Here is a 15099-nt window from a genome sequence, read left to right as displayed (position 1 = left end):
GCGGCGCCGACGGCGGCGGTTCTACTCTTTCGGTCCAGGACGAATCACCGATCGCCGCCAGGGAGCCCGACGTGCCGCTGACCCTGCGTCTCGGGAACGACGACCTCGGACGGTGCCGGTTCGCCGTCTCCCCGCTGTGCCAGACCCACGAGGCGCTGCGGATGCTGCGCCGGTCCGCCCGGCACGGCTACCACCGGGACTGGCTGCGCCGCGCGGCCCCTGCGGTCGCGGGACTCGACCTGACCCCGCTGTGGCTGTTCATCCCGCCGGCCAGTGGGTACACCCCCGACTTCCTGGGGCCACCGCCCGAGGAGCCCTACCCCCGCTTCGAGGACGAACTGTCCCGCGTGCGCGCCACCGACCCCGCCCTGGCCCACGCCGAGATGGCCCGCTCACTCGCCTGCACACCTGGGCTCGCCGAGTCGCCGCGCGGCCGGGCCGCCCTGGACGACCCGGCCGCGACCGTACGGCGTCTCGCCGACCTCACCGAACAGGCCTGGCAGGTACTCGTCGCGCCGGAGTGGGCACGCCACCGTGCCGTCCTGGGGGCCGACATCGCGCACCGGTCCCGGCAGATGGCGGACGCCGGGCTCGACGCGCTGCTGACCGGACTGCATCCGGACGTCGACTGGATCGACGGAACCCTCACTCTTCCCGTGCGCGGCGACATGGCGGACGCTCAACTGGCCGATGGTCGGGGCGTGTTGCTCATGCCGAGCGTGTTCGTCTGGCCGGACGTGGTGAGCGGCTTCGCGCGGCCCTGGCAGCCGACGGTCATCTATCCCGCCCGCGGCATGGGTGCCCTGCGCACCGACGAGGCGCCGCGGCCGCCGCAGGCGCTGGCCCGGCTGCTGGGGCGGCAGCGCGCCGCGGTCCTGGCCGGGCTGGAGGATCCGTCCTCGACCACCGACCTGGCCCGCCGCCACGGCCTCGCCCCCTCGACCGTCTCCGCCCATCTGTCGGTCCTGCGCGAGGCGGGTCTGCTCGGCTCGCGGCGGCAGGGCCTCCATGTGCTGTACGGACGGACGGCGCTGGGCGACGCAGTGGTGGCCGGGGCCGGGGCGAGCTCCTAGGAGGCGAGCGGCTCGCTCAGTTCGACCGAGCGCAGGGCGGCCGCGAGGGCCTGCTCGTCGCCGACGTCCAGGGCCGTGTCGGTCAGTTTGATGACGTGTTCGTCGCCGTGCGCGAGTGCCCGCTGCAGGACTTCCCCGGGCTCCATGCGTACCGGCGGGGTGGGGGCGACCGGTTCCACGGGCGCGTACATCGCGGTGACCGCCGCCGACGCCGTCCAGGCCGCGTGCAGGCTGGGCGCCCACTGGTCCCGGGGGAGCGAGTCCAGGGCACGCAGTACGGCGTTGGGGGCCGTCGCCGCGTGGACGAGCATGGTGGGCTCGCCATGGCCGTGGGTGGCGTAGCGGTGGGTCGCGGCGCGGACGAGTTCGGTGAGCCGCTCCTTCGCGGTGTCCGGGTCGGTGACCTCGTCCGCCCAGACGGGCAGTCGCCGTACGGCGGCCAGGCGGTTCCGGAACCCCAGGTGCCCCGGCTCGATCACGGGTACGGCGTCCAGGGCCGCCCTCGCGGTCCGCGCGCCCGGCAGCGCCACGAGACCGGTCACCGGCTGGTGCCGTGCCGCCCAGTAGCCCAGGGCATGAGCCAGCTCGGTGACCCGGGGCGCGTTCTCCTCGGCGGCCACGGCGCGGACGGCGTGGCCGACGCGTATGACCGTGTGGGTGGCGCCGCCGTACAGGCCGGGCAGCAGGCGGGGCCACCATTCGGCGAGGACGTCCCGCCAGGGGCGTTCGGCGAGCGTGCGGGAGAAATGGTCGGTCCAGTCCGCGATCCGGCGCGGATCACCCAGTGCCGAGAGCCAGTTGTCGTCGGTGACGGGGGCCGTGCGGTCGGGGAAGTCCTCCAGTCTGTCCCGGTAGAGGTCCAGCCACCGGTGCACCGAGTCCGCCTGCCCGTGCGCGGCGAGCGCCTCGACGACCATGGGGGCGTGATTGGACAGCCAGCCCTCTCGTTCCGGGCCGGACGCGTGGACGCGTTCCAGCGCCTCTTCGAGGTGCCCGCTGGTGTCGCTCGTGACGGTCGGGTGGCTGAGGTCCTTCGGTCGGGTCGCGTCGCTGGTGTCCATGCACGGGACGTTATGCGGGGGACCGGCGGGGGTGGATCGGGCGCGGGGCGGAAGCCGTGGAGACGTGAGTCCTAGGTCCTGCGCCCGATCGTCCGGGCGGGTCAGGCGTTGGGGTCGAAGGCGATCCCCGACGGTTTCGCCGACGTCAGGTGGTTGGCGAAGTTGGCGTCCTTGAGGCCGAAGTTGGCGCTCCCGAAGTCGTACGCGCTCAGCTTGTCGCGCAGCCCGGCCGGGTAGCCGTTCCAGCCGACCAGCGGCGGGTACTGCCAGGTGCCCTTGGCGTTCTCCGGGGGCTCGTCGCCCGAGTTGGCCAGGCGGAAGCAGTGCGTGCTGATGCCGTCCTTGTGATAGACGATCTTCGCGTGCGTGCCGTCGAAGCGGACACCGGACGCCGCGCTCACCGTGAACGAGCCGTGGTTGGACGTCGAGACGTACTGGACCGTGCCGTTCTGCACCCAGATCACGACGTGCTCCCAGTCGTGGCGGTGGCCGCCGATGCTGCTGTTCGCCACGGCCTGGTCCTTCTCGAAGTACAGGCCGTACAGGTAGGCGCACCAGCCGTTGTTGCACTTGTAGCGCGAGTACGTGTTGGTGTTGTCGAGGTCCGAGGCGTCATGGCAGTCACCGCTGAGCGAACCCGTCGGGTTGAGGCCCCCGTTGATCGTGCCGTCGGGGCCGATGGCCGGGGTCGAGTAGCAGCCGTCGGTGTCGTAGTCGAAGGCCGGCTGGTACGTGTACTCGGCGCTCTCGGCGTTGGCGGGCAGCGCCTTGGGCGGAGCGGCGAACGCGGCGGAGGGGAGGGCGACGACGAGCGCGGCGGCGCCGGCCAGGCCGGTGAACAGCCTCGCACGGTGCTTCTTGAACGACGGTGACGCCACTGCGTCCTCCTCGGGTCCGGGCGCAGCCCAACGGCTGTGGGGTTACTGGGGAGTTCAGCTTCCCGGCTTTTCATGTCCGCGCCAAGAGGCCGAACACATCGCTCCGGTTACGGCCCGCCGAACATTCGGATCATGAAGGTGCGTCGGGAAGGTCGGCGGCAGAGTCCTCCGGCGCGAGATCCGGTCGCAGCCGCAGCCAGGACGGCTGACGCAGCAACCCCGCCCGGGTCCGGGTGCTGTAGCGGACCTCGCCGACCAGCCGGGGCAGCACCCAGCGCGCACCGGGGACCGGCGGCGCGGGATCGAAGGGGCACACCTGTGTCGCCGCGGCGGTCAGCAGTGCGGCGAGTTCGGTCCGCTCCTGCTCGCTCCAGCCGGTGCCCACATTGCCGACGTACCGCAGCCGCCCTCCGGCCCGCTGTCCCACCAGCACCGCGCCCGGCAGTCCCGTGAGGCGTCCCTTGCCGAGCAGCCAGCCGCCCACGATCACATCCTCGCTGCGCATGTTGCGAATCTTGATCCAGGCCCGGGAACGCACCCCCGGCTCGTACACCGAGTCCAGCCGCTTGCAGACCAGGCCCTCCAGACCGTGCTCACGTGTGGCACGCAGGGCCTCTTCACCATGTCCGACGAGGGCGGCGGGCGTCGACCAGTGAGGCCCGGTCAGGCCCAGCGACTCCAGTCGTGCGCGCCGCTGCACGTAGGGGAGGGAGAGGAGGGACCGCCGCCCCAGGTGCATCACGTCGAACAGGACGAGATGGACAGGGGTTTGGGCCGCCCGGCGCGCCGCCCTCGCCGGAGCGTGGGCCAGCCCCATCCGCGACTGCAGCAACTGGAAGTCCGCGCGCCCCTGTTCGTCCAGTGCCAGGATCTCCCCGTCGAGCACGGCCGCCGCGGCGCCGAGGGCACCGCCCAGCGGCCGCAGTTCGGGATAGGCGCCGGTGATCTCCTCCCCCGACCGGGCACGCAGCACCACCGAGCCGTCCCCGCCGAGACAGACCACCACCCGCTGGCCGTCCTGCTTGGTCTCGTACGCCCACCGCGCGTCCTGCGAGGCGGGCGGCAGGGTGCCGGGCGTGGCCAGCATGGGCGGGATCAACGGGAGGGTCACGGGTGAGTTGTCGACGCGGGCAACGACCGTCACGCGCCCCGCGCGCCGGTTTCCCCTGAACGGGCGCTGCCCGAGGAGCCGTCAGGCGGCGCCGGCCTCCGGGAAGCCGTCATGTCTCCCGGTACCGGTCGACGAGGGTGCTGTCCGGGTCCCGCAGCCACACCGACCGGCGGAGAAGCCGGCGAGCGCGGGGCGTCGTCGGTGATCAGGGGGTGCCGGTGGACGGCTGCTGCACCCCGGGTTCGCAGGTGGTCGCTCGGACAGTCGGCTCGCGCGGTGGGAGCGGTCGGCTCGTCGGGCGCCGGGAGAGGTGTACGCGCGGGCGGGGTCGCCCGGCGCCTGGCCGGCCGGGGTCAGACTATGCCGCCGTTGGCCCGCAGCACTTGGCCGTTGACCCAGTGACCGGCCGGGCTCACCAGGAACGACACGACGTTGGCGATGTCCTGGGGTGTCCCGAGCCGCTCGAGCGGGGGCTGTGCCGCCAGGCGGGCGACGGTCTCCTCGTCCTTGCCGTCGAGGAAGAGGTCGGTCGCGGTCGGACCGGGGGCGACGGCGTTGACGGTCACGTCACGGCCGCGGAGCTCGCGGGCGAGGACCAGGGTCACGGCCTCGACGGCGCCCTTGCTGGCCGCGTAGGCGCCGTAGCCGGGGAAGGCGAGGCCGACGACCGAGCTGGAGAGGTTGACGAGCGCCCCGCCCGGCCGCAGCCGGCGCGCGGCCTGCTGGTCGACGACGAAGGTGCCGCGGATGTTGGTGCGGTACAGCGCGTCGAGCTCGTCGAGGTCGAGCTCCGCGATGGGGGACAGGGGCATCCGGCCCGCGGAGTGGACCACGGCGTCGACACCGCCGTACGTGGCCTCCGCCAGGTCGAACAGGGCGGCGACCTCCGTCTCGTCGGCGACGTCCGCGCGCGCTGCGTAAGCGTGGCCGCCCGCTTCCGCGATGGTGTGCACGGTCTCGTCGGCCGCGTCCTTGTTGCCCGCGTACCCGACGACGACCGCGAACCCGTCGTCGGCGAGCTGTTGGGCGATCTGCCGTCCGATGCCGCGCGAGCCGCCGGTCACGATCGCCACGCGCTGTTCCGTCCGGGTCCCAGTGGTCATGACTGCATCCCTTGTTAGCGTTGCTACGGCCTGTTCGTATCGACGATAACACGGGATCGTAGCGCTGGTAACCCCTCACTCGTATCGGCGATACGAATGTCTTACGGTGGAGGCATGGATGCGAGAGAGAAGATCCTGGAAGCGGCCACCGAGCTGCTGGCCGGCGCGTCGGCCGCCGATGTCTCGACACGCGCCGTGTGCGAGCGGGCCGGGGTGGGCGCACCGATGCTCTACCGGCTCTTCGGCGACAAGGCGGGCCTGCTGGCTGCCGTGGTCGACCGGGGCTTCGAGCAGTACCTCGCGTCCAAGCGTGCGGCGCGGCCGAGCGGAGACCCCGTCGAGGACCTCAGGACCGGCTGGGACAACCACATGCGCTTCGCGCTGGAGCACCCCAGCCACTACCGCCTGATGTACTCGCCCGAACTGACGGTGCCCCCGGCCGCGGTCCAGGAGGCGCACGACCTGCTCCACGGCATCCTGGAGCGCTGCGCGGCCGAGGGACGGCTGACGGTGCCGCCCGCACTGGCCACCCAGATCATCATGTCCGCCAACGTCGGGGCGGCCCTGTCCATGCTGACCAGAGCCGAGCAGTACGCGGACGCCAAGTTCGCGGAACGGCTGCGCGACGCCGTGCTGGACTCGGTGACCCGGCCCGCCGACCTCGACGTCTCCCGTGAGGGGAGCTCGGTGCCCGTCGCGGCCGCCACTCTGGCGGCCCGGTTGCGCGCCGACCTGCCGCCGGTGTTCACGACGGCGGAGTCGGCCCTCCTCCAGCAGTGGCTGGAGAAGCTCTCCGAGAGGTGAGAGGTCAGCGCTCCTCGGGCGGCAGCGCCTGGACCAGGCCCGACTGATAGGCCATGACGACGAGCTGGGCCCGGTCCCGGGCACCGAGCTTCGTCATCGCACGGTGGACGTGGGTGCGGACTGTCAGGGGGCTGACGAACAGCTTCTCCGCGATCCCCTCGTTGGAGTGGCCTTCCGCCACCCAGGCCATCACCTCGCGTTCCCGGGTGGTGAGGCCGGTCAGGTCGTCGGCGGCGGCGAGCCGGGTGCCCAGCCCCGGGGCCGACAGGAAGCGGGTGATGAGGGTGCGGGTGGCGCCGGGGGAGAGCAGGGAGTCCCCGGCCGCCACGGTCCGGACGCCGTCGAGCAGGGCCTCGGCGGTGACGTCCTTGCCGAGGAACCCGCTGGCCCCGGCCCGCAGCGACTGTGCGACGTACTCGTCGATCTCGAACGTGGTCAGGATCAGCACGCGCGTCTCGGACAGCTCGGGGTCGGCGCAGATCGCGGACGTGGCGGCCAGGCCGTCGGTCCCCGGCATGCGGATGTCCATCAGGATCACGTCGGGCCGGTGGACGCGTGCCAGATCGACCGCTGCGGCGCCGTCGGCGGCCTCAGCGACCACCTCCATGTCGTCGCACGAGTCGATGAGGATCCGGAAGGTGGCCCGCAGCAGGGCCTGGTCGTCGGCGAGCAGTACGCGGATGGTCATGGGGTCCGTTCTTGACGTTCCGTGACGGCGGGCAGGGGGAGTCGGGGCGACCCCTCACATACGGCCTCTGGAAGCCGGGGCGGCTCCCGCCGCGCGGCCGGCACGGCGGCGACCGTGCGGACAGGGTCGTCGGTGCGGCGCCGCAACGGGATGCTCATCGGCTCTCCGCTCGTGTCCTGGAACCATGGTGGCCGTGCCCGCCGGGCGCTGCCGCCGCGCGTCGTCCGGGCGGATGAGCGTCACGCCCCACGCCGACGGTCCGGACGACCCCAGTCTTCCCGGTCCGGGCCCGCTCGTCGTCGTACCTCCGCCGACAAGCGCGCTACTGAGAACGCAGTACGCGCGGGGAGTCGTGTCCTCCTCGGGCAGGACATGAACGCCTGACGGCCGCCCGCCGACGGCCGTCGGGCGGGGAACGTCAGCGCCCCGAGGGCGTACCGGCGGACCTCTCCGCGGCGGGCGGCGCCGGGACCGCCGCCAGGGGCGCGGCGCGCGGGCGGGGGATGAAGGAGGCGAGGGCGAAGGCGAGGAGCGCGGCGCCCGCGCCGATCGCCATGACGGTCTTGAAGGCGTTCTCGGACGGCAGCGCGTAACCCCCGAGGTCGACGGTCATGTGGGCCAGGACCACTCCGGCGACGGCGCTCGCGCAGGACGTACCGATGGACCGCATCAGGGTGTTGAGGCTGTTCGCGGCCGCCGTCTCCGAGGCGGGCACGGCGCCCATGATGAGCGCGGGCATCGAACCGTACGTGAACCCGATGCCGGCGCCGATCACGCAGGAGACCAGCACCAGGTGCCACACCTGGGACATCAGCACGATGTTGATGCCGTACCCGCAGGCCACGATCAGGGCGCCGATCATCAGCGTCACCTTCGGGCCCTTGGCCTTGGAGACCATGGCGGAGACCGGGGCCAGAGCCATCATCACCAGACCCGAGGGAGCCATGACCAGGCCGGCGGTCAGCAGGGACCGGCCCAGGCCGTAGCCGGTCTGGGTGGGCAGCTGGAGCAGCTGGGGCAGGACCAGCGACATCGCGAACATCGAGAAGCCGATCGCGATCGACGCGAGGTTGGTGAACAGCACCTGGCGGCGGGCGGTGGTGCGCAGGTCCACCAGCGGCTGGGCGGTGCGCAGTTCGAAGAAGCCCCAGGCCACCAGGACGATCACGGCGACGGCGAACAGACCGAGGGTGGTCCCGCTGGTCCAGCCCCAGTCGGCGCCCTTGGAGACGGCCAGCAGCAGGGAGACCAGGCCCACGGCCATCCCTGCCGCGCCGACCGCGTCGAAGCGGCCACCGGTGCGCACCCGGGACTCCGGCACCAACGCCACGACGAGCACGAGGGCGATCACGCCCATCCCGGCCGAGCTCCAGAACAGGAAGTGCCAGTCGAAGTTGTCCGCGATGAGCGCGGCCGTCGGCAGGCCGAGGGCACCGCCGACACCGAGGGAGGCACTCATCAGCGCGGTCGCCCCGGCCAGGCGTTCCGTGGGCAGCTCGTCGCGCATGATGCTGATGCCGAGCGGGATCACACCGGAGGACAGGCCCTGGAGGGCGCGGCCGACGATCATCGGGACCAGGGCGTCGCTCAGTGCGCAGACGACCGATCCGGCCACCAGCATCACGACGCTGACCAGCAGCATCCGGCGCTTGCCGAACATGTCGCCGAGCCGGCCGACCACGGGGGTGGCCACGGCCGCCGCGAGCAGGGTCGCCGTCACCGCCCAGGCGGTGTCCGAGGCCGGGGCGTCGAGCAGCTTGGGCAGTTCCGGCACGATCGGGATGACCAGGGTCTGCATCAGAGCCACGACGATTCCGGCGAACGCCAGCACCGCCACCACGGCGTTGGGCCGGGGCGGGGTCACGGCACCCGCGTCGGCGGATCCGGCGGGAGCGTCGGACATGAATGAGCCTCCAGGGCAGGGCGGGGGACCGAGAGCTCGGCCGAAGTTAAGTCAGGTGCTTGACTTAGCTTACGGGTCCGGGTGTCCTGTCCGTGCAGCGATCGCCGGAGCCGAGGAGGACCCCTGTCCTTGACCGCAGCCCCGGCCCCTGCCCCGCGTTCGGCGTCGGAGCCCGGTCCTGCCCGGGCCGGGCACTCGCCCGCGCGGTGCTGCGCGCCGTCCCCGACGCGCTGTTGCGTAGGCTTCCGGCACTGGAACTCGCCGCACCGCCGGCGGACCTCAGGCGGCTCGAGGGGCTGGCCGTCGGAGGGCTCAGCGAAGTCCCGGTGCGGTGGTGAGCATGGCGGGCAGGACGGTACGCGAGGAACAGGTCAGCGCGACCCGGGAGCTGATCCTGACCGCGGCGGAGCGGCTGTTCGCCGAGCGTGGTGTCCTCGCGGTGTCCAACCGTCAGGTCAGCGAGGCCGCGGGGCAGGGCAACAACACCGCGGTCGGCTACCACTTCGGCACCAAGGCCGACCTGGTCCGGGCGATCACCCGCAAGCACCATGTCCGCATCGAGGAGATCCGCGCCCGGCTGCTGGACAGGGCGGGTGCCTCCACGGACGTACGCGACTGGGTGGACTGTCTGGTACGTCCCGTGCCCGAACATCTCGCGGCGCTGGGCAGTCCCACCTGGTTCGCCCGGTTCTGCGCCCAGGTCATGACCGACCCGGTGCTCCAGCAGATCATGGTCGAGGAGTCCATGGCCTCGCCGTCGCTCCGGCGGATCGTCGACGGGCTGAACCGGTGTCTGCCCGAGTTGCCCGCCGACGTCCGTGCCGAGCGTGCCGAGATGGCCCGTCATCTGATCGTGCACATGGCCGCCGACCGTGAACGGGCCCTCGCCGAGAACACCCCCACCCCCCGAGCCACCTGGCACGACGCCGCTACCGGTCTCGGTGACGTCGTGGTCGCCATGTGGACGGCCCCGGTCACGCCCACCCGATGACGGCCTCCCGTGGACCCTGCTGTTTACTTGAGTTAGGCAAGGAGAAGCTAGGGTGGGGGAGCGCGCCTCCCCACGAACGGTGTTGTCCCATGTATGGCAGCTCCAGCGAGCGGCACCCGGCCCTCGCCCGCGGTGCCGGTCAGCGGCTCCTGGTCATCGCGGGCGACTCTGAGGTGTCCGAACTCCTCTGCGCGACGCTGGAGTTGGCGGGTTACCGGGTCGTCGAGGCGGTCACCGCCGTCGACGGCCTGGCGCGCCTGACCCGCGAACGGTTCGATCTGGTGGTCGTCGACGTCACGCTGCCGGACGTGGCGGAACTGGGCCGCACCCGGCCCACCGTGGTCCGCCGTCCGCCCGTCCTCCTGCTGGTCGACTACGAGTCCCTGGACCGGATCGTGCCCGAACTCGGCCTGGGGCAACGGGACTACGTCACCAAGCCCTTCCGGGTGGCCGACCTCCTGGCCAGGGTGCAGGTCCTGCTGCGCGGGACGGGCGCGGGGCCCGCCCGCAGCGGCGGGCTGTGCTACCGCGAACTCGTCCTGGACGACAGTCTGTGCGAGGCCCGGCGTGGGCCGCGCGTCCTCGACCTGACGCCCGCCGAATACCGGCTCCTGCGCCATCTCCTCGTCAACGCCCACCGCGTGCTGTCCAAGGAGCAGATCGGCCGCTACGTCTGGGGCGACCATCGCGGCGACAACGCGATCGAACAGCTCGTCTCCCGCCTGCGGCGCAAGGTGGACCAGGACGCCCCCGAACTCATCCACACCCGCCGCGGCTTCGGCTACTGGCTGGGACGCGCAGACGTCGAGTCCTGAGGCCCGCTGCAAACGACACGGTGTGGCAGTCGGTGTGCCCGCAGCGGCCGGGGTGTCGTGGGCATTCGCAACTCTCCGAAGATTCACAGCAGTTGATGGCTCTGTGACCTGAGTCACGTCAGCTTTCCGTCAGGTTGCCGACGGGGTGGCGTCAGCCCTGTCTGTTTGCATGTGTTCATCGAGGCCTCGACCACTTCGCACCGGCGCTCCACCCCGTCCGGCGGAGCCCCCACCACCGAGGAGAACCATGGCCGTCACTCCGGCCGGTCCCGCGCACGACGTGGCGGGCACCGCCCCCGAGTTCCCCATGTCCCGCGCCGCCCGCTGCCCCTTCGACCCGCCGCCCGGCCTCATGGAACTTCAGGAGAAGGGGCCCTTGGCGAAGGTCCGTCTGTGGGACGGCAGCGAGCCGTGGCTTGTGACCCGCTATGCCGAGCAGCGGGCGATCCTGGGCGATGCCCGGGTCAGCGCCGACACCGACCGGCCCGGTTATCCGGCCAAGGCCGACTCCGCGGCCGGGGAGGGCAAGCTCAGCTTCATCATGATGGACGACCCCGAACACGCCCGGTTGCGCCGGATGGTCACGGCACCGTTCGCCATCAAGAGGATCGAAGCCCTCCGGCCCGCCGTGCAGCGGATTGTGGACGGACTGATCGACGACCTGCTGGCCGGACCGCAGCCGGCCGACCTGGTCGAGGCGTTCGCCCTCCCCCTGCCCTCGCTGGTGATCTGCGAACTGCTCGGCGTGCCCTACGACGACCACGCGCTGTTCCAGGCGAACACCAAGACGATGGTGCGCACGACCGCGACCCCGGAGGCGCGCGGCGCGGCCACCCGGGAGATCGCCGGCTATCTCTCCGATCAGCTCGCCCAGCGGCTCACCGAGCCAAAGGACGACCTCCTCACCGGCATCGCCGAACGCGTCAGCGCGGGCGAGCTGACGCACGGGCAGGCCACGGAGATGGCACTGCTCCTGCTGATCGCGGGGCACGAGACCACCGCGAACATGATCACGCTCGGTACCGCCGCCCTCCTCCAACACCCCGACCAGCTCGCCCTGTTGCGCGGTACGGACGACCCCGCACTGGTCGCCTCCGCGGTCGAGGAACTGCTGCGCTACCTGCACATCACCCACCTGGGACGCCGGCGCGCGGTCACCGAGGACATCGAGATCGCCGGGCAGGTCATCACTGCCGGCGAGGGCGTGATCATGGTCAACGAGATCGGCAACCGTGACCCCCGGGTCTTCGAGGACCCGGACCGCCTCGACATCACCCGCGACGCCCGCCGCCATGTTGCGTTCGGCTTCGGCGTCCACCAGTGCCTGGGCCAGCCCCTCGCCCGCATGGAGCTCCAGGTCGTCTACGGCACCCTCTACCGGCGCATCCCCACGCTGAAGCTCGCCTGCGCCCTCGAGGACGTGAAGTTCAAGCACGACGCGTTCATCTACGGCATCCACGAACTGCCGGTGGCCTGGTGACCGCCTGCCGTCCCGCGTACGAACGACACCCACGACAGAAGTAGGGGGCATCCCATGAAGGTGGAGCTGGAAGCCGACAAGTGCGTCGCCTCGGGACAGTGCGTGGTCGCCGCCATGGACGTGTTCGACCAGGACGACGACGGCATCGCGGTCCTCCTGGCGGAGGAGGTCGGCGACGACCGACTCGACGACGTGAAGGAAGCCGTCGCGGTCTGTCCGGCCGCCGCCATCCGGCTGGTCCGGCAGTGAGGCGGATCGCCGTCGTCGGAGCCTCGGCCGCCGGGCTCGCCGCGGCCGAGACACTGCGCCGCGAAGGGTACGACGGAACGATCACCCTCATCGGCGACGAGCCCGAACCTCCCTATGACCGGCCCCCGTTGTCCAAGCAGATCCTGGCCGCGGAGTGGCAGCCCGACCGGCTCGCCCTGCGCACTCCGGCCGACCTGGCCGCACTCGGTCTCGACCTGCGGCTCGGCGTCGCGGCGACGGGTCTCGACCTCGCCACCCGCACGGTGCGGATGGCCGACGGCTGCGAGGTGCCGTACGACGGACTGGTCATCGCCACCGGCGTGCGGCCGCGCCGGCTGCCCGGTGAGGGCGCCCACGTGCTGCGCACCCTCGACGACGCGCTCACACTGCGGGAGCGGTTGGCGCGGGGACGGCGACTGGTCGTGGTGGGCGCCGGGTTCCTCGGCGCGGAGGCCGCGGCGGTGGCCCGGCGTATGGGCGCGCGGGTGACTCTCCTGGAACCGGCCGCCGTGCCGCTGGCACACGCGGTCGGCGTCGAGATCGGGCAGATGCTGGCCCGGGCCCATGTCGACCGGGGAGTCGAACTGCGCTGCGGAGTCACCGTGACGGACGTGACCGAGGACGGTGTCCGGCTCGCCGACGGAGAGGAGGTCGAGGCGGACGAGGTGCTCGTGGCCATCGGCTCGCTGCCCAACACCGAGTGGCTCGGCGGCAGCGGACTCGCGGTGGGCGACGGCGTGGTCTGCGACGAGTACTGCGAGGCCGCGGAGAACGTGTACGCGGCCGGTGACGTGGGCCGCTGGTACAACCCGCTGTTCGGCGCGTCGATGCGGATCGAGCACCGCACCAACGCGGCCGAGCAGGGCATGGCCGCCGCCCGCAACCTGCTCGCCGCCTGGGAGTCGCGCAAGCCGTTCGCGCCGGTTCCCTATTTCTGGTCCGACCAGTACGACATGAAGATCCAGGCGTACGGGTACCTGCGCGGACACGACGAGGTCGCCGTCGTGGAGGGTGACGTGGCGCAACGCCGGTTCGTCGCCGCGTACCGCACGGGGAACCGGGTCAGCGGTGCCCTCGCGGTGGGCATGGCGCCCAAGGCGATCCGCCGGTGGCGCCAGGCCGTCGCCGCCGGAGCGGTCTGGCAGGGGAGCGTACGGACCGAGGTCTCGGTGGTCGAAGCCTGAGTATTCCGGGTGTCCCGAGAGGGCGCCGACGGTCACCCGGCCGTCGGCGCCCGTCGTACGTCCGCAGTACGCGCGCTGAACACCCGCCGTAGATTACTTGAGTTACGCAACAAGATGGTAAACTGGTGAGTATGTCCTCACAGCCGCTCCCCGACGTCCCCGCGTCCCCGGAAGTCATCGAGATCGAGCGGGCGCTCACCCGTATCACCTACCTGAGCACCCGTGCCCGTCAGCACGACCGGCTGATGTCGCTGGCCGAGGTGCCGCTGGACCGCGCCGCCGTGGCCCTGCTGCGCCAGGTCGCCGACACCGAGCCGATGCGTCCGGGGGAGCTGGCCAACCGCCTGGGAGTGGAGGCCTCCCACGTCACACGCACGGTCCAGCAGCTCCAGAAGTCGGGTTACGTCACCCGCGTCCCCGACCCCGACGACAGGCGCGCCCAGCGCATCCAGCTCACCGGCACCGGGCGACAGGCCATCGACCGCATCCGTGACGTCGGAGCCCGGGGCATGCAGCTGGCCCTGTCCGAGTGGGAGCCCGAGGAACTGCGGCAGCTCGCCGGACTCTTCCACCGCATGGTCGACGACTTCCTCTCGTACTCCATCGACGACGAGAGCGAGGAGCCGACACCCGCCGGCACCGCCTGACACCGACGCCAGGCTCGGGTGGCGGACCGTAGCGACGTTGCGTCGGCGAGTGCCCCCGGCGCCGCCGGGTGGTCCTGCCCGGCTGGTCCTCCGTGACCGCGTGCCGCGACGTGTTCCGCCGTGCCTTCGGCCGCACCCCGGGCGCCCGCAACCGCCGTTCCCCATAGGGCCTTGATGGCGCGGGCAGGCCCCTGTCGGACCTGGATGTACCGTCCAGTAATGTGCGCGGCAGCCCCCCGAAGGAGGAACCGTGTCACGGTCCCCACGTTCACCCCTGCTGCTCGCCGGTCTGCTGGCCACCGCGGGCGTCGCCCACTTCGCCTCACCGCGTTCCTTCGACGCGACCATCCCGCAGGCACTGCCGGGCAGGCCCCGGACCTGGACGTACGCCAGCGGCGCCGTGGAGCTCGCGCTCGCCGGCGGTCTGGCGTTGCCGCGGACCAGGCGGACGGCCGCCCTGGCCACGGCCGCCTTCTTCGTCGGGGTGTTCCCCGCCAACGTCAAGATGGCCGTCGACTGGCGCCACCGCCCCGCGCCCCTGAAGGCGGCGGCCCTCGGACGGCTGCCGCTGCAGCTTCCGCTCGTGCTGTGGGCACGCAGCATCGCGAAGAACACGGAGGCCCAGGCATGAGCAAGGCGATAGAGACCGGCGACACCATCGACGACTTCGAGCTCCCGGACGAGACCGGCGCCCACCGCCGGCTCTCCGACCTGCTCGCCGACGGCCCGGTCGTGCTCTTCTTCTACCCCGCCGCCCTGAGCGCCGGCTGCACCGCGGAGGCCTGCCACTTCCGCGACCTCGCCGCCGAGTTCGCCGCCGTCGGCGCACAGCCCGTGGGCATCAGCGGCGACACCGTCGAGCGCCAGCAGGAGTTCGCAGGCCGCCACACCCTCGGCATGACCCTGCTGTCCGACGCCGACGGCGCCGTACGCGAGCTGTTCGGCGTCAAGCGCGGCTTCTCCCTGGCACCCACCAAGCGCGCCACCTTCGTCATCGCCGAGGACCGCACGGTGCTGGACGTCGTGCGCAGCGAACTGCGCATGAACACGCACGCCGACCGTGCCCTGGACGCGCTGCGCGCCCACCGGAAGTGACGGGCGGGGCCCAGTTG

16 protein-coding genes are annotated in these 15099 nt (G+C 72.0%); 10 read left to right on the top strand and 6 right to left on the bottom strand.

All coding sequences use genetic code 11. From position 1 onward, the window contains the following. The first annotated feature begins 71 nt into the window (after positions 1–71). Positions 72–1073, top strand: a complete 1002-nt coding sequence (locus tag ACZ48Z_RS16055; RefSeq protein WP_468736455.1) for an ArsR/SmtB family transcription factor — start codon at positions 72–74, stop codon at positions 1071–1073. Here the strand turns inward: ACZ48Z_RS16055 and ACZ48Z_RS16050 are convergent. The 4 genes from ACZ48Z_RS16050 to ACZ48Z_RS16035 all read right to left on the bottom strand — a co-directional run bounded on the left by ACZ48Z_RS16050 (position 1070) and on the right by ACZ48Z_RS16035 (position 5226). Next, positions 1070–2134: a questin oxidase family protein gene (locus ACZ48Z_RS16050; RefSeq protein WP_468736454.1), complete on the bottom strand. Its 1065-nt coding sequence runs from the start codon at positions 2132–2134 to the stop codon at positions 1070–1072. The two genes, ACZ48Z_RS16055 and ACZ48Z_RS16050, sit on opposite strands and share 4 nt — an antisense overlap. A gap of 101 nt (positions 2135–2235) precedes the next feature. Continuing rightward, complete coding sequence (locus ACZ48Z_RS16045) at positions 2236–3012, bottom strand: NPP1 family protein (protein WP_468736453.1); 777 nt, start codon at positions 3010–3012, stop codon at positions 2236–2238. A 130-nt stretch (positions 3013–3142) separates the two neighbouring features. Then, positions 3143–4123 carry an ATP-dependent DNA ligase gene (locus ACZ48Z_RS16040; protein WP_468736452.1) on the bottom strand — a complete coding sequence of 327 codons (981 nt, stop codon included), beginning with the start codon at positions 4121–4123 and terminating at the stop codon, positions 3143–3145. Between the two features lie 353 nt (positions 4124–4476). After that, on the bottom strand, positions 4477–5226 hold the full coding sequence (locus ACZ48Z_RS16035; RefSeq protein ID WP_468736451.1) for an SDR family oxidoreductase: 750 nt from the start codon (positions 5224–5226) through the stop codon (positions 4477–4479). Positions 5227–5340: 114 nt separating this feature from the next. On the opposite strand from ACZ48Z_RS16035, the gene ACZ48Z_RS16030 reads away from it, so the two are divergent. Continuing rightward, positions 5341–6030 (top strand): TetR/AcrR family transcriptional regulator, encoded by a 690-nt coding sequence (locus ACZ48Z_RS16030; RefSeq protein WP_468736450.1) that lies wholly within the window; start codon positions 5341–5343, stop codon positions 6028–6030. A 4-nt stretch (positions 6031–6034) separates the two neighbouring features. On the opposite strand, the gene ACZ48Z_RS16025 is transcribed toward ACZ48Z_RS16030, so the two are convergent. Both ACZ48Z_RS16025 and ACZ48Z_RS16020 read right to left on the bottom strand, forming a co-directional pair. Then, positions 6035–6718, bottom strand: a complete 684-nt coding sequence (locus ACZ48Z_RS16025; protein ID WP_468736449.1) for a response regulator — start codon at positions 6716–6718, stop codon at positions 6035–6037. Between the two features lie 418 nt (positions 6719–7136). Further along, complete coding sequence (locus ACZ48Z_RS16020; RefSeq protein WP_468736448.1) at positions 7137–8621, bottom strand: MFS transporter; 1485 nt, start codon at positions 8619–8621, stop codon at positions 7137–7139. A 340-nt stretch (positions 8622–8961) separates the two neighbouring features. Here ACZ48Z_RS16020 and ACZ48Z_RS16015 point away from each other — a divergent pair, with 340 nt between their 5' ends. The 8 genes from ACZ48Z_RS16015 (at position 8962) to ACZ48Z_RS15980 (ending at position 15082) form a co-directional block, all read left to right on the top strand. Continuing rightward, positions 8962–9612: a TetR/AcrR family transcriptional regulator gene (locus ACZ48Z_RS16015; protein WP_468736447.1), complete on the top strand. Its 651-nt coding sequence runs from the start codon at positions 8962–8964 to the stop codon at positions 9610–9612. 89 nt (positions 9613–9701) lie between these two features. After that, complete coding sequence (locus ACZ48Z_RS16010) at positions 9702–10427, top strand: response regulator transcription factor (RefSeq protein ID WP_468736446.1); 726 nt, start codon at positions 9702–9704, stop codon at positions 10425–10427. A gap of 247 nt (positions 10428–10674) precedes the next feature. Next, positions 10675–11907 carry a cytochrome P450 gene (locus ACZ48Z_RS16005; RefSeq protein ID WP_468736445.1) on the top strand — a complete coding sequence of 411 codons (1233 nt, stop codon included), beginning with the start codon at positions 10675–10677 and terminating at the stop codon, positions 11905–11907. Positions 11908–11961: 54 nt separating this feature from the next. After that, a complete protein-coding gene (locus ACZ48Z_RS16000; protein WP_468736444.1) occupies positions 11962–12156 on the top strand; it encodes a ferredoxin in 195 nt (64 codons plus the stop codon). Continuing rightward, on the top strand, positions 12153–13340 hold the full coding sequence (locus ACZ48Z_RS15995) for an NAD(P)/FAD-dependent oxidoreductase (RefSeq protein ID WP_468736443.1): 1188 nt from the start codon (positions 12153–12155) through the stop codon (positions 13338–13340). Before ACZ48Z_RS16000 ends, ACZ48Z_RS15995 begins: the two co-directional genes overlap by 4 nt. A gap of 131 nt (positions 13341–13471) precedes the next feature. Beyond that, positions 13472–13987, top strand: a complete 516-nt coding sequence (locus ACZ48Z_RS15990) for a MarR family winged helix-turn-helix transcriptional regulator (RefSeq protein WP_468736442.1) — start codon at positions 13472–13474, stop codon at positions 13985–13987. Between the two features lie 250 nt (positions 13988–14237). After that, a complete protein-coding gene (locus ACZ48Z_RS15985; protein ID WP_468736441.1) occupies positions 14238–14618 on the top strand; it encodes a DoxX family protein in 381 nt (126 codons plus the stop codon). Then, entirely contained in the window at positions 14615–15082 is a 468-nt protein-coding gene (locus tag ACZ48Z_RS15980; RefSeq protein ID WP_468736440.1) for a peroxiredoxin, read from the top strand. The genes ACZ48Z_RS15985 and ACZ48Z_RS15980 overlap by 4 nt, the downstream gene beginning before the upstream one ends. The last annotated feature ends 17 nt before the right edge of the window (positions 15083–15099 follow it).

This window comes from Streptomyces sp. NPDC031225, from assembly GCF_055570355.1.
This window is presented reverse-complemented; position numbering and strand designations above follow the sequence as displayed.

Bases quoted from the DNA above. Each gene is read 5' to 3' on its own strand.
- ACZ48Z_RS16050 (WP_468736454.1), bottom strand. From the start codon at position 2,134: ATGGACACCAGCGACGCGACCCGACCGAAGGACCTCAGCCACCCGACC.
- ACZ48Z_RS16035 (WP_468736451.1), bottom strand. From the start codon at position 5,226: ATGACCACTGGGACCCGGACGGAACAGCGCGTGGCGATCGTGACCGGC.
- ACZ48Z_RS16030 (WP_468736450.1), top strand. From the start codon at position 5,341: ATGGATGCGAGAGAGAAGATCCTGGAAGCGGCCACCGAGCTGCTGGCC.
- ACZ48Z_RS16025 (WP_468736449.1), bottom strand. From the start codon at position 6,718: ATGACCATCCGCGTACTGCTCGCCGACGACCAGGCCCTGCTGCGGGCC.
- ACZ48Z_RS16020 (WP_468736448.1), bottom strand. From the start codon at position 8,621: ATGTCCGACGCTCCCGCCGGATCCGCCGACGCGGGTGCCGTGACCCCG.
- ACZ48Z_RS16015 (WP_468736447.1), top strand. From the start codon at position 8,962: ATGGCGGGCAGGACGGTACGCGAGGAACAGGTCAGCGCGACCCGGGAG.
- ACZ48Z_RS16010 (WP_468736446.1), top strand. From the start codon at position 9,702: ATGTATGGCAGCTCCAGCGAGCGGCACCCGGCCCTCGCCCGCGGTGCC.
- ACZ48Z_RS16005 (WP_468736445.1), top strand. From the start codon at position 10,675: ATGGCCGTCACTCCGGCCGGTCCCGCGCACGACGTGGCGGGCACCGCC.
- ACZ48Z_RS16000 (WP_468736444.1), top strand. From the start codon at position 11,962: ATGAAGGTGGAGCTGGAAGCCGACAAGTGCGTCGCCTCGGGACAGTGC.
- ACZ48Z_RS15990 (WP_468736442.1), top strand. From the start codon at position 13,472: ATGTCCTCACAGCCGCTCCCCGACGTCCCCGCGTCCCCGGAAGTCATC.
- ACZ48Z_RS15980 (WP_468736440.1), top strand. From the start codon at position 14,615: ATGAGCAAGGCGATAGAGACCGGCGACACCATCGACGACTTCGAGCTC.